Origin of the sequence: Haloechinothrix salitolerans, assembly GCF_042662605.1 — a bacterium.
Lineage (GTDB): Bacteria > Actinomycetota > Actinomycetes > Mycobacteriales > Pseudonocardiaceae > Haloechinothrix_A > Haloechinothrix_A salitolerans.
The window spans coordinates 4600657-4619467 of the sequence record NZ_JBHSXX010000001.1; the positions used below are offsets into that span (position 1 = coordinate 4600657).

18 protein-coding genes and 1 pseudogene are annotated in these 18811 nt (G+C 67.1%); 10 read left to right on the forward strand and 9 right to left on the reverse strand.

Annotated elements, in window-relative coordinates; genetic code table 11:
* The first annotated feature begins 122 nt into the window (after window positions 1-122).
* Window positions 123-1364 carry a beta-ketoacyl-ACP synthase II gene (gene fabF / locus ACFQGD_RS21805; RefSeq protein WP_345401091.1) on the forward strand — a complete coding sequence of 414 codons (1242 nt, stop codon included), beginning with the start codon at window positions 123-125 and terminating at the stop codon, window positions 1362-1364.
* Window positions 1365-1529: 165 nt separating this feature from the next.
* Entirely contained in the window at window positions 1530-1922 is a 393-nt protein-coding gene (locus ACFQGD_RS21810) for a hypothetical protein (protein ID WP_345401088.1), read from the forward strand.
* 76 nt (window positions 1923-1998) lie between these two features.
* Here the strand turns inward: ACFQGD_RS21810 and ACFQGD_RS21815 are convergent, their stop codons facing one another.
* The 3 genes from ACFQGD_RS21815 to ACFQGD_RS21825 all read right to left on the reverse strand — a co-directional run bounded on the left by ACFQGD_RS21815 (window position 1999) and on the right by ACFQGD_RS21825 (window position 4897).
* Window positions 1999-2595 carry a hypothetical protein gene (locus ACFQGD_RS21815; RefSeq protein WP_345401086.1) on the reverse strand — a complete coding sequence of 199 codons (597 nt, stop codon included), beginning with the start codon at window positions 2593-2595 and terminating at the stop codon, window positions 1999-2001.
* Window positions 2596-2642: 47 nt separating this feature from the next.
* On the reverse strand, window positions 2643-3146 hold the full coding sequence (locus ACFQGD_RS21820; RefSeq protein WP_345401083.1) for a DUF3145 domain-containing protein: 504 nt from the start codon (window positions 3144-3146) through the stop codon (window positions 2643-2645).
* A 272-nt stretch (window positions 3147-3418) separates the two neighbouring features.
* On the reverse strand, window positions 3419-4897 hold the full coding sequence (locus ACFQGD_RS21825; RefSeq protein ID WP_345401080.1) for a S8 family serine peptidase: 1479 nt from the start codon (window positions 4895-4897) through the stop codon (window positions 3419-3421).
* A 280-nt stretch (window positions 4898-5177) separates the two neighbouring features.
* On the opposite strand from ACFQGD_RS21825, the gene ACFQGD_RS21830 reads away from it, so the two are divergent.
* Window positions 5178-6551 carry a hypothetical protein gene (locus ACFQGD_RS21830; protein WP_345401077.1) on the forward strand — a complete coding sequence of 458 codons (1374 nt, stop codon included), beginning with the start codon at window positions 5178-5180 and terminating at the stop codon, window positions 6549-6551.
* A 76-nt stretch (window positions 6552-6627) separates the two neighbouring features.
* Window positions 6628-7029 (forward strand): hypothetical protein, encoded by a 402-nt coding sequence (locus ACFQGD_RS21835; RefSeq protein WP_345401074.1) that lies wholly within the window; start codon window positions 6628-6630, stop codon window positions 7027-7029.
* 71 nt (window positions 7030-7100) lie between these two features.
* On the opposite strand, the gene ACFQGD_RS21840 is transcribed toward ACFQGD_RS21835, so the two are convergent.
* The 4 genes from ACFQGD_RS21840 to ACFQGD_RS21855 all read right to left on the reverse strand — a co-directional run bounded on the left by ACFQGD_RS21840 (window position 7101) and on the right by ACFQGD_RS21855 (window position 10763).
* Window positions 7101-8504: an NAD(P)(+) transhydrogenase (Re/Si-specific) subunit beta gene (locus tag ACFQGD_RS21840; protein ID WP_345401071.1), complete on the reverse strand. Its 1404-nt coding sequence runs from the start codon at window positions 8502-8504 to the stop codon at window positions 7101-7103.
* Window positions 8501-8824 carry an NAD(P) transhydrogenase subunit alpha part 2 gene (locus tag ACFQGD_RS21845; RefSeq protein WP_034273313.1) on the reverse strand — a complete coding sequence of 108 codons (324 nt, stop codon included), beginning with the start codon at window positions 8822-8824 and terminating at the stop codon, window positions 8501-8503. The genes ACFQGD_RS21840 and ACFQGD_RS21845 overlap by 4 nt, the downstream gene beginning before the upstream one ends.
* On the reverse strand, window positions 8824-9972 hold the full coding sequence (locus ACFQGD_RS21850) for a Re/Si-specific NAD(P)(+) transhydrogenase subunit alpha (RefSeq protein ID WP_345401066.1): 1149 nt from the start codon (window positions 9970-9972) through the stop codon (window positions 8824-8826). The genes ACFQGD_RS21845 and ACFQGD_RS21850 overlap by 1 nt, the downstream gene beginning before the upstream one ends.
* 149 nt (window positions 9973-10121) lie before the next feature.
* On the reverse strand, window positions 10122-10763 hold the full coding sequence (locus tag ACFQGD_RS21855) for a TetR family transcriptional regulator (protein WP_345401063.1): 642 nt from the start codon (window positions 10761-10763) through the stop codon (window positions 10122-10124).
* 157 nt (window positions 10764-10920) lie between these two features.
* Here ACFQGD_RS21855 and ACFQGD_RS21860 point away from each other — a divergent pair, with 157 nt between their 5' ends.
* The 4 genes from ACFQGD_RS21860 (at window position 10921) to ACFQGD_RS21875 (ending at window position 13958) form a co-directional block, all read left to right on the forward strand.
* Window positions 10921-12030, forward strand: a complete 1110-nt coding sequence (locus tag ACFQGD_RS21860) for a ferredoxin reductase (protein ID WP_345401060.1) — start codon at window positions 10921-10923, stop codon at window positions 12028-12030.
* A 34-nt stretch (window positions 12031-12064) separates the two neighbouring features.
* A complete protein-coding gene (locus ACFQGD_RS21865; RefSeq protein ID WP_345401057.1) occupies window positions 12065-13231 on the forward strand; it encodes a fatty acid desaturase family protein in 1167 nt (388 codons plus the stop codon).
* A gap of 35 nt (window positions 13232-13266) precedes the next feature.
* Complete coding sequence (locus tag ACFQGD_RS21870; protein ID WP_345401108.1) at window positions 13267-13467, forward strand: hypothetical protein; 201 nt, start codon at window positions 13267-13269, stop codon at window positions 13465-13467.
* 80 nt (window positions 13468-13547) lie between these two features.
* Window positions 13548-13958 carry a YjbQ family protein gene (locus ACFQGD_RS21875; RefSeq protein ID WP_345401053.1) on the forward strand — a complete coding sequence of 137 codons (411 nt, stop codon included), beginning with the start codon at window positions 13548-13550 and terminating at the stop codon, window positions 13956-13958.
* Here the strand turns inward: ACFQGD_RS21875 and ACFQGD_RS21880 are convergent.
* Window positions 13899-14963, reverse strand: a pseudogene (locus ACFQGD_RS21880) (ABC transporter permease); the annotation flags it as partial. The gene ACFQGD_RS21875 and the pseudogene ACFQGD_RS21880 sit on opposite strands and share 60 nt — an antisense overlap.
* Window positions 14964-15096: 133 nt before the next feature.
* Here ACFQGD_RS21880 and ACFQGD_RS21885 point away from each other — a divergent pair.
* Window positions 15097-16092 (forward strand): DUF8017 domain-containing protein, encoded by a 996-nt coding sequence (locus ACFQGD_RS21885; protein WP_345401051.1) that lies wholly within the window; start codon window positions 15097-15099, stop codon window positions 16090-16092.
* Window positions 16093-16119: 27 nt separating this feature from the next.
* On the opposite strand, the gene ACFQGD_RS21890 is transcribed toward ACFQGD_RS21885, so the two are convergent.
* Window positions 16120-17868 (reverse strand): proline--tRNA ligase, encoded by a 1749-nt coding sequence (locus tag ACFQGD_RS21890; protein ID WP_345401048.1) that lies wholly within the window; start codon window positions 17866-17868, stop codon window positions 16120-16122.
* Between the two features lie 202 nt (window positions 17869-18070).
* Between ACFQGD_RS21890 and yaaA the strand changes: the two genes are divergently transcribed.
* A complete protein-coding gene (gene yaaA / locus ACFQGD_RS21895) occupies window positions 18071-18808 on the forward strand; it encodes a peroxide stress protein YaaA (protein ID WP_345401045.1) in 738 nt (245 codons plus the stop codon).
* Window positions 18809-18811: the final 3 nt, after the last annotated feature.

The following is an 18811-nucleotide window of genomic DNA, read 5'->3' on the forward strand; positions in this document are numbered from 1 at the left end:
CCAGCACGGCGGGGCAGCCAGTCCTCTCCAGCCTCGACAAAGGCGAACGATCATCAGCTACACCCCACCGCCCTGGGCGTCCAGGGCATCAACCCCAGACACCAACAACCTTAGGGACGATCATGAGTAACGCCGAAGTCGTGGTAACCGGACTCGGCGCGACGACGCCGCTCGGCGGGGACGTCGAGTCCACGTGGGACGGCCTGCTCGCGGGTCGCAGCGGGGTCGCCAGGCTCGACGAGGACTGGGTGGAGCGCTTCGACCTCCCGGTCAAGATCGCCGCGCGGCTCGCCGTCGAACCGAGCGAGGTGCTGCCGAGGGTGGAGGCCCGACGGCTCGACCGCTCGGAGCAGGTCGCCATGGTCGCCGCGCGGCAGGCGTGGCAGGACGCGGGCTTCGGCGAAGGCAACGCTGACGACGTCGATCCCGAGCGGCTCGGCGTTGTCGTCGGCACCGGCATCGGCGGCGCGACCACCCTGCTGAACATGGACGACCTGCTGGAGACCAGCGGGCTGCGCAAGGTGTCACCGCTGACCGTTCCGATGCTGATGCCGAACGGACCAGCCGCCTACGTCGGTCTCGAACTCAAGGCACGAGCAGGGGTGCACGCCCCTGTCTCGGCCTGCGCGTCCGGGGCGGAGGCGATCGCGTGGGCGTGGCGGATGCTGCGCTCCGGCGAGGCGGACGTCGTCGTCGCGGGCGGCGCTGAGGCGTGCATCGCGGCGATCACCATGGCGGGCTTCGCGCAGTCACGCACCATGAGCACCCGAAACGACGAGCCCGAAGCGGCGTCACGGCCGTGGGACGCCGAGCGGGACGGCTTCGTGCTCGGCGAGGGCTCGGGCATCGTGGTGCTGGAGCGGGCGGAGCACGCGAAGGCGCGTGGTGCGCGGATCTACGCCTCGCTGGCGGGGATCGGCACCAGCGCCGACTCGTACCACATCACCGCCCCGGACCCAGAGGGCTCCGGCCAGGCACGGGCGATGGCGGCGGCGCTGCGCACCGGCGACATCGACCCGTCGCGGGTGGGGCATGTCAACGCGCACGCGACGTCGACGCCGGTCGGCGACGTCACCGAGACGGTTGCCGTCCGCAAGGCCATCGGCGAGCACCCGGTGCTCACCGCGCCCAAGAGCGCGCTGGGACACCTGCTCGGCGCTGCCGGTGCGGTGGAGTCCGTGGCGACGATCCTGTCGCTGTACCACGGACTGATTCCGCCGACACAGAACCTCAACGAGATCGACCCCGGCGTCAGCCACGACGTCGTCACAGGGGAGCCGCGCAAGGCCGACCTCGACGTCGCCCTCAACGACTCGTTCGGCTTCGGCGGCCACAACGTCTCGCTGGCCTTCGCGGCGGTATGACCCGTCGGGCTGCCCGAGGTCAACGGCGCCCCCGGGCAGCGCGCGGTGTCGGTTACGGTGTCGGTTATGGTCCGCAGGATGCGGTGAATGACGCTTTTCTCGCGTTGACCGCGGCGAAAGCGTCATTCACAACGGCAGGCACTGTGATCCGCGAAGGGGTGACACGTGGTGGAACACATCTGGATCCGAACGTTCAGCGACGGCCTGGTGCGTGCCGACCAAGTCATCGCGATCACGGCGCATCGCACCCCATCGATCGTCGGGAAACCATCGCGATGGCTGCTTGACGTCGCGCTCGCCGTCCCGGCTGGCAGCGGAAACAACGAGGGATGGGATATCGCGGACCTGCACCGAACCATCCTGCAGACGGATTACGAGCCACGCGGTGCCGTGGAGTCCCTCGCCACGACGTTGTATCGACTGTCCCGTAAGGACGCGGCGGGCATCGTTCGCACGGTGATCGTCGATGGCGAGATCAGGTTCGAGTTCGACCGGTTCGACGAGCCAACGGCCGCTGGCGAACCAACGCCAGATGACTCCCCGGCCACACCGTCCTGAAGGCGGGCTCGGCATCACGACGACGTCGGCTGTCCCATGGCGACACCGGCAGCCAAGTGCGACGTAACGCGACGAATCAGCACGCCGCCATCTCGGGCACCGTTCCCGGCGGGACGGTGTCGATCTTCCAGTGGCCACGTTCCAGCGCGATGGGCAGGGCGAGCCACCAGCGGATGCACCGACGGGGCAGGATCACCGGCGCATCGCGAATGTCCTGCGTGCTGGTGAAGCTGAGCAGCACCCGCATGGTGTCGTCGTGGGCGGTTTCGATGCGGTGTACCAGGATGTTGCCATCCTGCGTTGAACGGTAGTCGCGCAGCCACTGCCGCTCGGTCTTGGCGCGGACTCGCTCGCTCGTGACCGACGTCTTCCAGCGGTCATAGTTGCGACCGTTGATGCCGTCGAAGTACGCCTGCAGCAACCGCCGCACCGTCTCGTCGTGCGGGTGCCGTGCCGCATCCGGGGTGAGCTTGACCAGCGGCGAGCCGGGCTGCTCCTCGGCCGCGAGCGAGGTCGTCGTCGGCAGGCTCACCGGTCCGATCGCGGCTTCGCTGTCGGCCCGCTGATAAAGATCGCGCGCGAGCAGGCCGCCCGCGAGGGCGAGTGAGACGACGCCGATCAGCACCGGCACCAGCCAGCGGCTGCTCACGCTGGCGTTGACGATCGCTGGCACACGGCCAGCTTAGTAGCTCTCCACACCGGACTGGTCCAGACGAGTGATCAACCGACCTGGTGCAACCAGGTGACCGTCGCACCGTCCCCCGCATGCCGGAATGGCTCCAACGCCTCGTCCCAGCTCGCGCCGAGCAGTTCGTCGATCTTGTGCGCGAACTGTTCCCCCGCCCTGCTGTTCTCGGCGAGTGCCCGCAACTGGTTCTCCGCCACGATGATGTCACCGTTCGCACTCGTGCGGCCGTGCCACAGTCCGAGTCCCGGTGCATGGCAGAACCGCTCACCATCCACGCCGGGACTCGGTTCCTCGGTGACCTCGAAACGCACCATCGGCCACGCCTTGAGTGCGTTGGCGAGCGCGCCAGCGGTGCCCGGCGCGGCACGCCAGGCGCATTCGGCGCGCAGTTGTCCCGGTGCCGCTGGCTGCGCGGTCCACTCCATCTCGGCCCGCTGTCCCAGAGCACCAGAAATAGCCCACTCGACGTGCGGACATACCGCAGCTGGCGACGAGTGGACATACACTACGCCACGGCTGAGCTCACGTGCGCTCACTGCTGACCTCCGCTTGTCGACGGTGCTGGATTGACGAGGAGCATCTTCCCCTACGACCTCGTCAGTAGCCCCGGAGTTCAGTCATCGAGCGCGAACTCGCTCTCCTTTGTGGTCACACACTATGTCATGTCGCCCCATCCGCACCAGGTGTCACAACGAAAGAAGGCTCACCGGGAGCCACAACACGACACGATCGTGTCATAACTCCCGGTGAGCCGCTGTGTTTTCGCGGGTTTTCGCGGGTTTTCGCGGCGAGTTCCCGCGGGAGGAGGTCAGGACGTCGCGGTCAGGTGGTCCACGGCTGCGACAACGTCGACAAGACCAGTGCCCTTGTCGAAGCTCGACGTGTAGTCCTCGAGCGGTTCGTAGGCCGCGCCGTCGGTGTACTTGTGGGCGGTCGCCTTGAGCGCGTCCTCGATCTCAGCCGGGGTCGCGTCCGGCTTGGCTTGGTACAGCTGCGCCACGATGCCGGTGATCTGCGGCGCCGCCATCGACGTCCCGCTGATCACGTTGTACGTTGCGAGATCGAGCAAACCAGGACCGCTGTACGGCTCGCCACCGGTGCTGCAGATCAGCAGGTACGGGCGGCACGCGGACACGATCGCCTCACCAGGCGCGGAGATGTCCGGCCACGTGGACGAGTCCTCGGCAAGACCGCGCGAGGAGAAGTCGGAGACCTTACCGTCGCGGGTACCGGTGCCCTCATCGAAGTACGACGCGACGGAGATCACACCGGGGGTCGGGTCCTGCCCAGGCGGGTTGGACAGGCTCTGCGAGCCGTCGCCGCCGTCATTGCCGTTGGCCCAGACCGTGACGACACCTTCGGCGGCCAGCGCGCGCTGCAACTTGACGGTCGCCGAGTCCGGGTCGAACTCGCCACCACCGCTGGGACCGTAGGAGTTGTTGATCACCTTGATCGGCGGGCATTCCTCGGCGGAGACGTCGGCACCGCAGGGCGCCTCATGGTTTTCCAGGATCCAGTCCAGGGCGGCGTTGGCACCGAGGATGACGAGGCCCGCGCCGGTAGAGATGGACACGATCTTGGCGCCAGGCGCGGAACCGCCGACGTCGATACCGGACAGCGAGTACGGCGCCCCGGCAGCGATACCGGTGACGTGGGTGCCGTGGCCACCGACCGACAGGGTGTCGGTGTCAAGCGGACCGGCGTCGATGATGCATCCGGTGTCCTGGTCGGAGGTGCAGAGGCTCTTGAGGTTGCGGACCACCCTGCTTGAGCCGTCCTCGGCGGCGAAGGCCGGGTGGTTCGGGTCGACGCCGGTGTCGATGATCGCCACCGACGATCCGCTGCCATCCAGCGCCTCGCCGGTGGGACTCGTCCGCGAAAGACGTGCCTCGGCGCTGCGGGTGGCGACGGTGCCCGATGAGGCGAACAGTTCAATGGGGTCGTTGTTCTCGACGTAGGTCACACCCTCGGCCCCGCGCACCTCGCGCACCTGGTCGACGGTGCCGGTCGCTGCCACGACGGCGATCCGATCAAAGCTGGTGACGCGGTCCATGCCCACCTTGGCGATGGCCGCCTCGGCCGCGGCCAGGTCGCTGCCGTGCACCAGCGCGGTGACCTGGGAACCACCGGCGAGCGTGCCCAGCAGCCCGCTGAGCGAGTCGGACACTGGCGCGAGCGGGGAATCGCTTTCCTGCGCGGAAGCGCTCGACACCCCCATCATGGGTAGCGCGAGCGCGGCGGCAGCGGCCACCGCGAGCTTCCGGCGCCACCGTGAGCGATCGGTCATGCTGACCTCCTCCTCGTGTTCACCCATTTGGGCGACCATCAATTGGGTCTACACAACTAGGTGAGTCGGCTCACTGTCAATAATGACGCTTGGCTTATGATGAATTTTTCTCGTGGCATAGATCACTGCCGCTAGAATCGCCGCCGGTAGCGACACGGTGACGCTGTGCGATGAGAGCCGAGTCGAACCCACTCGATCGAATGACTGGATAATCTGTGCGCGTGACATCGAACGCAGCGCGGAACCCCACGATCGCGACACCACGCGGGGCGGAGGCCGAATGCGGCTAGTAGGCGACGGAAAGCCGAACTCACTTATCGCCGCCGACATCAGCGCGAGCCTTCGCGGCCTCGGCCGAGGTGACGGCACCGTGGGCGGCATGGCCCTCATGAACGTGACGCCGCGGGGCTTCAGCACGCCGTTCGACGCTATCGTCGTCACGCCGCACGGAGTGTTGTTGATCAGCGGCGTCGAGTTGCCAGGGCCTACCATGCGGCTGGATGCGCCGCTGTACGGACAGTGGAAGGCCGACAACTGGCCACTGGTCGGTTCGGGTGACGCGGTCAACCCCGGTTCGCCCGCGCTCGCGGCATCCCGGCACCTTGCCCAGCGAATCGCCCACGAAGCGGGGCTGACGGTACCGGTCGCCACGGTGCTGGCAGTCGGTCCGTTCGTCGACTCGGTAGCGCCTGGCCAGGGCGATCTCGACCAACCGGTGCGGGTGCTCTATCCGACGATCAACGGCCTCAAGAACGCCATCGCGGCGCTCACGCCGCCCGGCCCAAATCCGTGCTCGGCGGAACAAGCGCGGGCCGTGCTCCGCGCTGTCGACCCCGCGACTCCGATCCAGCCGGACACCACGCTGGCGAAGGAAGGGTTCCCGAGCGCGGTAACGACCGCACGGCCGCCGTCGTCCGGCGCGGCTCCGCACGGGCAGCCGCCTGCCGCGCCGCCAGGGCCGACGCCGCAGGCGCCCGGTGCGGGGCCGCGGGCCGTGCCCGGTCGTCCGCACCCGACAGCATCCGGCCCGCCGCACCAGCAGCCGTCCAGTAGCCCTCGACAGCGATCGATGTTGCTGCGTCCGCTACCGATCGCCGTAGTCTGCCTGCTCGTGGTTGGCCTCATCGCGGTGATCGCGGTCGCGACGGCGGGAGCCAGCGACTCCTCCCCCACCGGCAGCAGCACGCCCCTTCCCGACCTAGTGATCCACAATGTCGATGGGCTCGACTTCCATGTCATGGCGGCGGACACCGATCGGCGCTGCGCACGCCACACCTACGGCGACCTCCGCTCCACGGTGGCCGCATCAGACTGCGAGGGCGTCCACCTCGGCAGCTACCTGACCACCGTCGACGGCCGACGTGCCGCCGTCAGCATGGCGCTTTTCGAGTTCGACTCATCGAAGCAGGCTGAGCGCATCGACAAGCTCGTGAACACTACCGGAACCGGCTGGGCGCTGGACCTGGCAACGGACCGCGACGCCTGGCCGGACACGTCCGCAGTCGGCACGCCGTCGTACCGCAGCGCCACCGCTGACACCCGGCTGCGCCTGGTCCGGGCGATCTGGCTGGATGAGTCGGACGACGGCGACGACACATCACTCACACCGGTGGTCCGGCGCGCCTTTGTTGTACCTATGCCGCACTTGCGCTGAACTTCGAACGGGGACTGTCGGAAGCGCGGCCTACGGTGGCAGGATCAGTTGCACCCGACCCAGGGAGATCACCACGATGACGCCAGCGTCCGACGTCGACCGGCGCGTGAAGCGGAACCAGCACGACATCGAAGACCTTTACCTGCTGCTCGACGAGACCAATCAACAGCTCATCGAAACGAATAGAACGATCTCGCGCATTGACGCCACTCAACAGGAACACAGCACGGCCCTGGCGCGGCATGGCGCCGTCCTGGATTCCCACAGCGCAACGCTGGAGTTCCATACCTCCATCCTTGGTAGGCACAGCGCGAAGCTGGACTTGCACACTTCGAAGCTCGACTCACTGACTACCACGGTCGACGAGCACACCGCGAAGCTTGACGAGCACACCGCGAAGCTCGACGACCACGGCACGAAGCTCGACGAGATCCTGACGATCCTGCGCGACAACCGCGACGCGCCAAGCGGCGCATAACGCACACCACCAGACACACACCGGGGCGGGCACGGAACCGCGTCCGCGCCCGCCCCGGCGGAGTCGACACCCTAAAGCTGTTTGAGCTCCTCGACGATGTCCGCGACCGATGACTTGGCGTCGCCGAACAGCATCGCTGTCTTCGGGTCGTAGTAGAGCTCGTTCTCGATACCGGCGAAGCCTGGGCTCATCGAACGCTTCAGCACGATCACCGACTGGCTCTGGTTGACCTTGAGGATCGGCATGCCGTAGATGGGCGAGTCGGGGTTAGTCTCGGCTGCGGGGTTGGTGACGTCGTTGGCGCCGATGACCAGCGAGACGTCCGTCTGCCCGAACTGCGAGTTGATCTCGTCCATCTCCTTGAGCGCCTCGTAGGGCACGTCGGCCTCGGCCAGCAGCACGTTCATGTGGCCTGGCATCCGGCCCGCGACCGGGTGGATCGCGTAGGAGACGGTGATGCCCTTCTCCCCCAGCAGCTCGGCCATCTCCTTGACCAGGTGCTGTGCCTGCGCCACCGCGAGGCCGTAGCCGGGAACGACGACCACGTTGCCCGCGTAGGCCATCTGGATGGCCGCGTCGGCGGCGCTGGTGCTGTTGACGTGCCGGTCCTCGCCGCCGGTGTCGCCACCGCCGCTGGTGCCACCGCCACCGAAACCGCCCGCCACGATCGCGGGGATCGACCGGTTCATCGCCTTCGCCATCAAGCTGGTCAGGATGGAACCGGACGCACCGACGATCATGCCTGCCACGATCAGCGCGGTGTTGTCCAGCGCGATGCCCTTGGCGGCGGCCGACAACCCGGTGAGCGCGTTGAGCAGCGAGATCACCACCGGCATGTCGGCGCCACCGATGGGCAGCACCACCATCAGCCCCAGGATCGCCGATGCGATGAGCAGGCCGATCATCCACCACTCGGACGTCTGACCGGACGCGATCGCCACCGCGCACACCACGGCCGCCACGAAGGTCAGCAGGTTCACCGGCTGCTGCAGTCGCCCCAGCCCGACCGGTTTGCCGGGCAGGATCTCCTGCAGCTTGCCGAACGCGACGTTGGAGCCCCAGAACGAGATCGACCCGACCAGCGCGGCGAACAACGACGCGATGACCTTGGACAGCTCCTCCTCGGCGAAGCCGCCGGTGTCGCGGAACTGCGCCCACGAGATCAACGCGATCGCGCCACCGCCGAGGCCGTTGAACAGCGCCACCATCTGCGGCATCGCGGTCATCTTGACCTTGTAAGCGGCGGGGATGCTGATGACGGTGCCGACCACGACGCCGAGCGCGATCAGCCACCAGTTGCTCATCCCCCGGATCAGCAGCGTCGCCACCACGGCGACGCCCATGCCCGCCGCGGCGATCCAGTTGCCCTGCACCGCCGTTTTTGGGCCGGTCAGCTTCATCAGCCCGTAAATGAACAGCGAGAAGGAGATGATGTAAAGGATGTTGATGAACGCGGGGTCCTGGATCCAGCTCACGCCGTCTCCTCCTGCTTCTTCGCCTTGTCACCCGGCTTGCCCTTGAACATCCCGAGCATCCGGTCGGTCACCAGGAACCCGCCGACGACGTTGATGGTGCCGAAGATGATCGCGATGACGAGCAGAATGTCGTTGAACACGCCCAGGTCGACGCCCTGACCGAGCACGATCAGCGCCGCGAGCACCACGACACCGTGCACCGCGTTTGTCGCCGACATCAGCGGGGTGTGCAGCGTGTTCGGCACCTTGGAGATCACGAGGAACCCGGCGAATCCCGCGAGCACCAGGATCCCCAGGTTCTGTACCAGCTCGCTGTCCATCAGCTGTCCTCCGTCCCGCTCGCCGGCTCGGGTTGGCTGAGCTTGTCGTTGCCCGCGACGCACGACTTCGCGATGATCTCGTCGCCCGCGTCGAGCGTGAGCCTGCCGTCGGTGTCGATGATCAGTTCCAGCAGCTCGACGATGTTTCGCGCGTACAACTCGCTGGCGTGGTCTGGCATCTCGGCGGGCAGGTTCAACGGCGACACGATCGTCACGTCGTGCGCCGTTGTGACCTGGCCCGGCTCGGTCAACTCGCAGTTGCCGCCAGTCTCACCCGCGAGGTCGATGACAACACTGCCGGGCCGCATGCCCCGCACGGCCTCGGCGCTGACCAGTTTCGGTGCCGCGCGCCCCGGGACGAGTGCGGTCGTGATGACGACGTCGAAGCCGGTGATCGCTTCGGTGAGCTTGCGCTGCTGCTCGGCGCGCTCCTCCTCAGTGAGTTCCCTGGCATAGCCGCCCTCACCGACCGCCTCGATGCCGAGGTCCAGCCATTGCGCCCCGACGGAACGCACCTGGTCGGCAACCTCGGGTCGGACGTCGTAGCCGGTGGCCTGCGCGCCGAGTCGCTTCGCGGTCGCCAAGGCCTGCAAGCCGGCAACGCCAGCACCGAGGACCAGTGCCTTCGCTGGCTTCACGGTGCCCGCCGCCGTGGTCAGCATCGGGAAGAACCGGGCGAGATGCTGCGCCGCGAGGAGCACCGCGCGATAACCCGCCACATTTGCTTGTGAGGACAGCGCGTCCATTGCCTGCGCTCGCGAGATCCGGGGAATGGATTCCATCGCGAACGCGATCACACCGGCTTTCTCCAGCGCGCTGATCCGATTTTGATCGGACAGTGGCGCGAGGAACCCGGCGAGGATAGTGCCTTCCCGTAGCCGCGCGATCTCGGCGTCACTCGGTGGCGCGACGCCCACCACGACGTCGGCGTCGTAGGGCTCGCCGATGGTCGCGCCCGCCTCGGTGTAGTCGTCATCCGAAAGGTGCGCGCCCGCGCCCGCACCGGACGCCACGACAACACGCGCGCCCCGGCGCGTCAGCCGCTGCACCATCTTGGGCACCAGCGCGACCCTGCGTTCACCCTCACCTGACTCGGCGACCACACCGATCGTGATAGCCCTTGCCTCCCCCGATTCGGTTTCCGTCACCGCACAACCTCCTGCTCGGGACCTTGAGCACGAACTGGCCAGGATCGCTGGCGTGCGGAATGTTTACCACGCCGCACCGTCGCGCGCGATCTTCGGTGGGCTTCGTTACAACCCGATTTCGCAGGCCGGAAGGCGCGGCGCGTGCGGCATCACGTGCTCCGCCATCCGGCCACCCCTACCACGATCAGCCGTAACTGCTTGCGTGCCTTGGCGGCGATTTCCTCCTCGGCGTTCGGCTCGGGGGTACGGATGTCGACGAGTTCCATCACGATGCCGAGCATGGCGGTCACGATGAGGTCAGCCATCATCCGCAGGTCCTCGGCGCTCCACTCCGCCAAGCCCTCGAAGCGCCCGAGGTCGACCGCCAGTTCACTGCCGAACAATCGCAATTCGGTCGCGATCGCGGCCTGCACAGGACCGGTCCCACCGTAGCGTTCCCTGGTCAGGAACCGGAAATGCGCCTCGTTGGCGCGCACGTGCGAGCACAACGTGTGTACCGACGCACGGATCGCGTCGTCGTAGGTCGCCGGGTTCTGGCGCGCTTCCCTGATCATGGTGCGCAGACTGCGCATGGCCCGTTCGACCAGCGCGATGCCGAGGTCGTCCATGGACTCGAAGTGCCGGTAGAACGCGGTCGGCACGATCCCGGCTTCCTTGGCGACCTCGCGGAGGCTCAACCCGGCGAACGTGCGGTCCTTGGCCAGCCGCAATGCCGCGTCAAGCAGTGCCTGCCTGGTGCGCTGCTTGCGCTCCTGCCTGCTCACCGGCTCATCGGGTTGCCTCGTCGTCACAGGCTTCAGCGTACGTGCGTCCACCGCACCTTCCGCTTCGGGTGTATCGCCCAACTCACAGTCATGCCTGGTTGACACGACTTCCCGATTCCAGTGCACTTGTTAGTGCACAGATGTTCACTGTAATGCGTTGGTTGATGACCGGAAGGACGAGCACGTGAGGACACTCCTGCCGAGAAGGGCGACGACAGCGCGCAAGGCCGCGATGTCGCTGGCGGAACGGTTACTCACCCCGCACGGCATCGACCGCTACCTCGAACTCGTCGATCCGCTGCTCGTGCGCTTCGAGATCAGGGCGCGCGTCACCGGAGTAGCGCACCCGACGCACGACACGGTCACGCTCACGTTGTCGTTGAACAGGGCGTGGCGCGGGTTCAGCGCGGGTCAGTACGTGCGGGTCTCGGTCGACATCGACGGTGTGCGCCGCACGCGCTGCTACTCGCCGGCGAACTCGCAGTACGGCGACCCGCGCACCCTGGAGCTGACGATCAAGGTCGACCCGAACGGCCTGGTCTCGCGGCACCTGCACGAGCACGCGCACGAAGGCATGGTGCTCGGCATCTCGGACCCGGATGGCACCTTCACGCTGCCCACGTGGCGGCCAGACTCGCTGCTTTTCATCAGCGGCGGCAGCGGTATCACGCCGGTGCTGTCGATGCTGCGCACGCTGCACGACGAGGGCTACAAGGGCCGGGTCGCGTTCCTGCACTACTCGAACACCGCGGACGATGTGCTCTACCGCGACGTGCTGACCGCACTCGCCGACGACAGCGAGACCATCGACGTCGCGCTCGGGTACACGGCCACCGAAACCGGCGCCGACGTGCACGGCCTGTTCACCGCGGAGCACCTGGACGCGGTCGCGCCGTGGTGGCGCGAGGCCGAGACCTACCTGTGCGGCCCGCAGGGGCTGATGGACGCGGTGCGCACCACGTATGCCGAAAACGGCGTCAGTGAACACCTGCACACCGAGGAGTTCTCACCACCGGCGCTGGAGATCGACACCGCCAACGCGACCGGCACGGTGCGGTTTTCCCGCAGTGGCAGGGAGTCGGCCAACTCTGGTGACGTGCTGCTGGAACAGGCCGAGCAGGCGGGACTGCGGCCGGAGCACGGTTGCCGCATGGGCATCTGCTTCTCGTGCACCCAGGTCAAGACGAGTGGCTGCGTACGCAACGCGCTAACCGGTGAGCTGTCCGCCGAGGAAGACGAGGAGATCCAACTGTGCATCTCCGTCCCCGTCGGCGACGTGAACATCAACTGCTGAGCACCGGCGCTGAACACACCAGGAGGAACGCACCATGACAGGATTGCAGGACAGGCTCACATCGGAACAGGTCGAGGAGTTCGGCCGCGAACTGGACGCGATCCGCCAGCGGATCGTCGCCGACCTCGGCGAGGCCGACGTCGACTACATCAACCGCGTCATCAAGACCCAGCGTGGGCTCGAGGTCGCGGGCAGGGGCCTGATGTACCTCGGGTTCCTGCCACCGTTCTGGCTGGCAGCGGTGGCCTCGCTGTCGGTGTCGAAGATCCTCGACAACATGGAGATCGGCCACAACGTGATGCACGGCCAGTACGACTGGACCCGCATCCCCGAGCTGAACTCGAAGACGTTCGAGTGGGACACGGCCGCGCCAGGCGACAACTGGCGGCACTCGCACAACTACCTGCACCACACCCACACCAACGTCCTCGACAAGGACCGCGACATCGGCTACGGCGTGCTGCGCATGGACCCTGACCAGAAGTGGCACCCCTACTACCTGGGCAACCCGGTCTACGCCACGCTGCTGGCGATCTTCTTCCAGTGGGGCGTGTGGTTCCACGACCTCGAGGTCGACCGCATCGTCAAGGGCGAGCTGAGCTGGGCGGAGACCAAGGAGGTGCGCAGGAAGATGCGCGCCAAGGCCACCAAGCAGATCGGCAAGGACTACGTGCTGTTCCCGCTGCTCACCGGACCGCTGGCACCGCTGACGTTCCTCGGCAACGCCAGCGCGAACCTGGTGCGCAACCTGTGGGCGTTCTCGATCATCTTCTGCGGCCACTTCCCCGCGGACGTCGAGAGCTTCTCCGAGGAAGAGACCGAGAATGAGACACGTGGGCAGTGGTACCTGCGGCAGATCCTGGGCTCGGCCAACATCACCGGCGGGAAGCTGTTCCACATCATGAGTGGCAACCTGTCGCACCAGATCGAGCATCACCTGTTCCCGGACATCCCGGCGCGGCGGTACCCGGAGATCGCGGACGAGGTGCGCGCGATTTGCGAGAAGTACGGCCTGCCCTACCACACCGGGCCGCTGCACAAGCAGCTCGCGTCCGTCGCGAAGAAGATCGTCACGCTGGCGATGCCGCCCAAGGGCGCGCTGCGGGCGCTTGTCGGTGGTCACACCGACAGGTCAACCGAGGCGCGGCAGGTTACCGTTGACGCACAGCAAGACAGCTCCCGGGCCGGAATAGCAGCGTGACACGGCCTGACCGGGGCATCACGAAGGGAACGGCGATGGTCGGCGAGTTCGAACGCAAGAAGGACACGGTGCAGGAACTGACCGAGTCGGCGGCCGAACGCGTCGGCAACATCGCCAAGATCATCACGGGTGCCGTCGTCGGGGTCGCCCGCGAGATCGGTGACGGCATCACCGACGCGATCGAGATGCGCGAGGCCGCGCGGCGCGCCAAGAGCGACGACGAGGAGCGCGAATAACCCTCGCCACCACGAACATGCCAGCACACCCACGTATGTCGGCATGGAACAGGCGAGGGTGAGGATCGTACGGTAGAGGTGTGGAATCCCAGCAGATCGAGGTCCGCACCGGCTCAACCGCCGTGGTGCACGACCTGACACGCGACGCGGAGAAGTTCCTCGCCGGATGCGGCGGTGGTGACGGCCTGCTGCACGTCTGGGTGCCGCACGCGACCGCGGGACTCGCGATCATCGAGACCGGCGCGGGCAGCGACGACGACCTGCTGCGTGCGATCGACGACCAGCTTCCGCGCGACGGCCGCTGGCGCCATCAGCACGGCACCAGCGGCCACGGCAGAGACCACGTCCTGCCCGCGTTCCTACCGCCGTACGCGACGGTCCCCGTACTCGGTGGCCAGCTCATGCTGGGGACCTGGCAGTCGATCTGCCTTGTCGACACCAACATCGACAATCCTGTCCGCCGGGTGCGTTTCAGCCTGCTGCCCGGCTGATCGTCGCGGGACGGCGAGCAGAAGCAGCCCCCCGACGAGGATCCCGGTCAACACCCATACCGCGAATGTCACGTCGGGGACATCAGAGGTGCCCGCTAGCAGACTGCGCAGCGCCTCCGAGGGAAACCGAAACGGTGACCACGACCACAAGGCGACCCGGTAGCCGGGGTGCAGCAGTTCCGGCACCTGGGCGGCGACGACGGACGCCGTCAGGTACAGCGGTGCCAGCACGGCCATCGCCTTGATTCCGAGCAGATGCAGTAGCCCACCCTGCACGGCCGCGAAGGCGAGCGTAACCAGCGCGAGTAGGCCGATCACATCCCAGCCGAGCGGCAGCGACGAGTCCCACAGCAGGACGAGCCCAGCCAGCACCGCTGTCACGAACACGCTCGTCACACCCATTCCGGCGAGCCTGCCAGCCGCCCCGATCCGCACCCGGCCGCGCTGCGCCAGCAGTGTCAACGTAGCCCCGGCTACGAGACAGCCCAGCCACGCCAGTGCGCTCAACGCGACCGGTATCGCACGCATCGACGTCCCGACGGGATGGATCCGCTCAACCTGTATCGGCTCCGCGTCCGCACCGGCGTTCCGCGCGGCAGCCGCCAGCACCGCCTGGCCGGCACCGGTCAGCGCCTGTTGTGCGACCTGCGTACCCGCGGGATTGACCGCCCCAGACGTCACCACCGTGACCTGTGGTCCGCCCGGACCGGCGGAAAGCTCAAGCACCCCATAGACCTCCTTGTCATGCAGCAGGCCTCGGGCCTTGTCTGGCGTGGTCACTTCGACATCCAGCCGATCACCCGCTCGTGCCTCGACCGCACCGATCGCCGCGCGCAGCCCCGCTGACGTCGGATCGTCGGCGACCGCGACGGCGACTGGCACACCGTCCGGCCCCGCACTCGCCTGCGCTCCGAAGGTCAGCAGCGCCAGAACACCCGCGACCAACCCGCCCACCAAGGCGGTGACCACAACCAGTGGCGCACGCTTACTCGTTGACTTCGCCATGACCCCCTCCAAATTCTACGTACGATGAATTATTGGTGACCTGAGCGTACGGTTGGCACCCCGAATATGTCAACGGTTGTTGAAATCTGTGGCTGGCGCCTCCCTTCCCGAGGACGGCGGTAAGGTTTCGCGCATGAGCTATCCAGGGGGTTGGGAAGGCCAGCAGGTCGACCCGTTCACAGGCGATCCGATTCCGCACCATTACCCACCGCGGACCGGCTACCAGCAGCCGCACTACCAGCAGAACCAGACAGACTGGCAGCGGGAATACGGCGGGTTCGGGATGTACCAGCCGCCGGAACCGCCAAGGAAATCACGGGGACCATTGATCCTGGCTCTGGCGGTCGGGCTCGTGGTGCTGCTCAGCGCCGGTGGGGTTGTGGCCGTGCTGACACTGCGCTCCGACCAGAGCAGCGCCGCGGCATCCGGCCCTGTCACCTCAGCGCCACCAGCCGCACCACCGTCCGCTGAGCGGTCCTCGTCGGAGCAGGAGCCGTCAGCGCCCGGCAGGAGAACCCAAGAACTGCCGAGCCAGCAGGAGATCCGCATCGACGCGGTGACCAGCGGTTGGCAGGGTGTGTGGTCACCGAAGGACAACGTCGCCTACGACGTCCCCGAGAAGGGCTGGCAGATCGCGACCCCGAGCACGCTCGCGGGCTTCGAGAATCCGAACGGCGACACGGCGATCATGCGCGGTGTCTCGACCTACAAGGACAACTACTGCGGCGAGCCGGTGGAGGGCTGGCACCGTGCACGGGTCGGAACGCAGACCGCGGGAGACCTCGAGCCCAGCAAGGCAGCGGTGGCAGCCACCCAGTTCTGGGGTGCGGCAGCCGGTGAGCTCCCGGTGGACTCGAAGAAGGTCTCCCCCACCGCCGCCAAGGAAGTCTCGATCGCGGAAGGCTCGCTCACGGCACACGTCTCGTCCGCGATGGTCCCCTTGCCTGAGCAACAAGGAGAGAAGTGCGCCGACGCCGACAAGATCCGGCTGAGCGTCGCCGCCTTCCAGCCAGCACCGGGCGCCGACACGATCATCCTGATCCTCTACACGGACGTCGGCGTCGACGATGAGCTCGCCACCGACGTGAGCGACAAGATCATCGCCAGCCTGCGGCCATACGAGGGCTGACGACCGACGTGCCCTTGAAAGCCAGTCTCACCGCATGAGGGCGGTGAGGTGGGCGACCGCCTCACCCACTGGCACCTCGGTGCGCTCGCCGGTCGCGCGGTCTTTGACCTCGACGACGCCCTTGGTCAGTCCCTTACCGACCACCAGGATGGTCGGCACGCCAACCAGCTCGGCGTCGGCGAACTTCACGCCGGGGCTGGACTTGCGGTCGTCGAGGATGACACGCACCCCGGCGTCGTCTAGCTCAGCCGCGAGCTTCTCCCCTGTCTCCGTGACGGCGTCGTCCTTGCCCGCGAGCACGATGTGCACGTCGGCGGGCGCGACAACCCGAGGCCACACCAGCCCGAGGTCGTCGTGATGCTGCTCGGCGATCGCGGCGATCAGCCGGGACACGCCGATACCGTAGGACCCCATGGTGATGCGAATCGGCTTGCCGTCGGCACCGAGCGCGTCCAGCGCGAACGCATCACTGTACTTGGTACCGAGCTGGAAGATGTGGCCGATCTCGATGCCGCGCGCGGCCTGGAGCGTGCCGGAGGATTCCGGCGCGGGGTCGCCCTCACGCACCTCGGCGGCCTCAATGGTGCCGTCGGGGGTGAAGTCCCGCCCACACACCAGGTCCACGACGTGGTGGTCCGGCTTATCGGCGCCGGTCACCCAGGCGGTGCCCTCGACGATGCGCGGGTCGACCAGGTACCGGACCTTGTTGTCCTGCAGCGCCTTCGGCCCGATGTAGCCCTTCACCAGGAACGGGTTGCGCTCGAAGTCGGCATCATCAAGCAACGCGACCTCGGCGGGCTCCAGCGCCGCCTCCAACCGCTTCATATCCACGTCGCGGTCACCGGGCACGCCAACGCACACCAGCTCCCACTCGTCCGAGCCGGGCTGGCGTGTCTTGAGCATGACGTTCTTGAGCGTGTCGGCCGCGGTGAAGGTGCGGCCGATCTCGGGTTGCGCGTTGAGGTAGTCGACCAGGGTCTCGATGGTCGGTGTGTTGGGCGTGTAGTGCACCTGCGCGGCAGGTTTGTCCTCGATGGACTGCGCGGGCGGCACGGGTGTCACCACGGCCTCGACATTGGCGGCGTAACTGCCGTCGCTGCTGCGCACGTAGGTGTCCTCGCCGGTGTCGGACTCCGCGAGAAACTCCTCAGAGGCCGAGCCGCCCATCGCGCCCGAGGTTGCCTTGACGATCACGTACCGCAGCCCGAGCCGATCGAAGATCTTGATGTAGGCGTCGCGGTGTTTCTCGTACGACCGCTGCAGCCCCGCGGCGTCGAGGTCGAACGAGTAGGAGTCCTTCATCACGAACTCCCTGCCGCGCAGGATTCCCCCTCTGGGCCGCGCCTCATCGCGGTACTTCGTCTGGATTTGATACAGGATGACCGGATAGTCCTTATAGGACGTGTACTCGCCCTTCACGGTAAGCGTGAACAGCTCTTCGTGAGTGGGACCAAGCAGGTAGTCCGCGCCCTTGCGGTCAACAAGCCGGAACACGTTGGGCCCGTACTCGGTCCACCGGCCGGTCGCCTCATAAGGCTCGCGCGGCAACAGCGCGGGGAACTGGATCTCCTGCGCGCCGATGGCGTTCATCTCCTCGCGCACCACCCGCTCGATGTTGCGCAGCACCATGAGCCCCAGCGGCAGCCAGGAGAACCCGCCCGGCGCGACGCGCCGCACATAACCGGCACGCACGAGAAGTTTGTGGCTGGGTACTTCGGCGTCGGCAGGATCCTCGCGCAGCGTGCGCAGGAACAGCGACGACATCCTGGTGATCACTCTGGTAGCTCCTTGACGACGAGCCTATTCGGCTATGCACGCAGGGTATGCGACGGGCTCAGCGCCATCGCAACCGGTTATCCGTGCCGATCCGGCGCTGACGTTCGCGACATGGCACGGGACGATTCCATGGCGGTTACGGGGACCGCGTCGACACGGCCAGGGGCGTGGGCGACACTACGGTATCGCTTAGCCTGTTCAGGTGCTGGTACTGCTTCCTCCGTCGGAGACCAAGGCCGTCGGCGATGGCGAGGCGTTGGACCTCGATGCGCTGTCGTTTCCAGAGCTGACGTCGACACGACGCGACCTGGTCCAGGCGTTGTGTGCGCTCGCGGAGGACGTGCCCGCCAGTTTGGCGGCGCTCGGCCTTTCGGAGCGACAGACCGCCGAAGTCGACCGAAACCGGGAGCTGCTCAGCGCGCCGACCGGGCCCGCGCTGCTCCGCTACACCGGGGTGCTCTACGACGCGCTCGGCGCAGCGAGCTTCAACCAGGCCGAGTGGGCGCGCGCCGAACGTAGGCTCGCCACCGCGTCCGCGTTGTTCGGAATCGTCCGGGCGAGTGACGCGATCCCGGCTTACCGGCTCTCCGCGGGCAGCACACTGCCGGGCATCGGACCGCTGCGCGCGGTGTGGCGACCGGCGCTGGCGCCCGTGCTCGCTGGACTGGATGAGCTGATCGTCGACCTGCGGTCCGGCGCCTATGCGTCGTTGGCGCGGGTGTCCGGTGCCGTCACCGTCCGGGTGGTCACGATCGACGCGAAGGGGAAGCGGAAGACCGTCAGCCATCACAACAAGGCGTACAAGGGGCAGCTGGCCGCCGCGCTGGCACGCGCGACGCGAGAACCCTCGGGCGTCGACGACGTGCTGACGACGGCATCGGCGGCGGGTTTGAAAGTGGAGCGCACGGGCGAGCGGAGCCTGGAGTTGCTCACCGACTAGCGC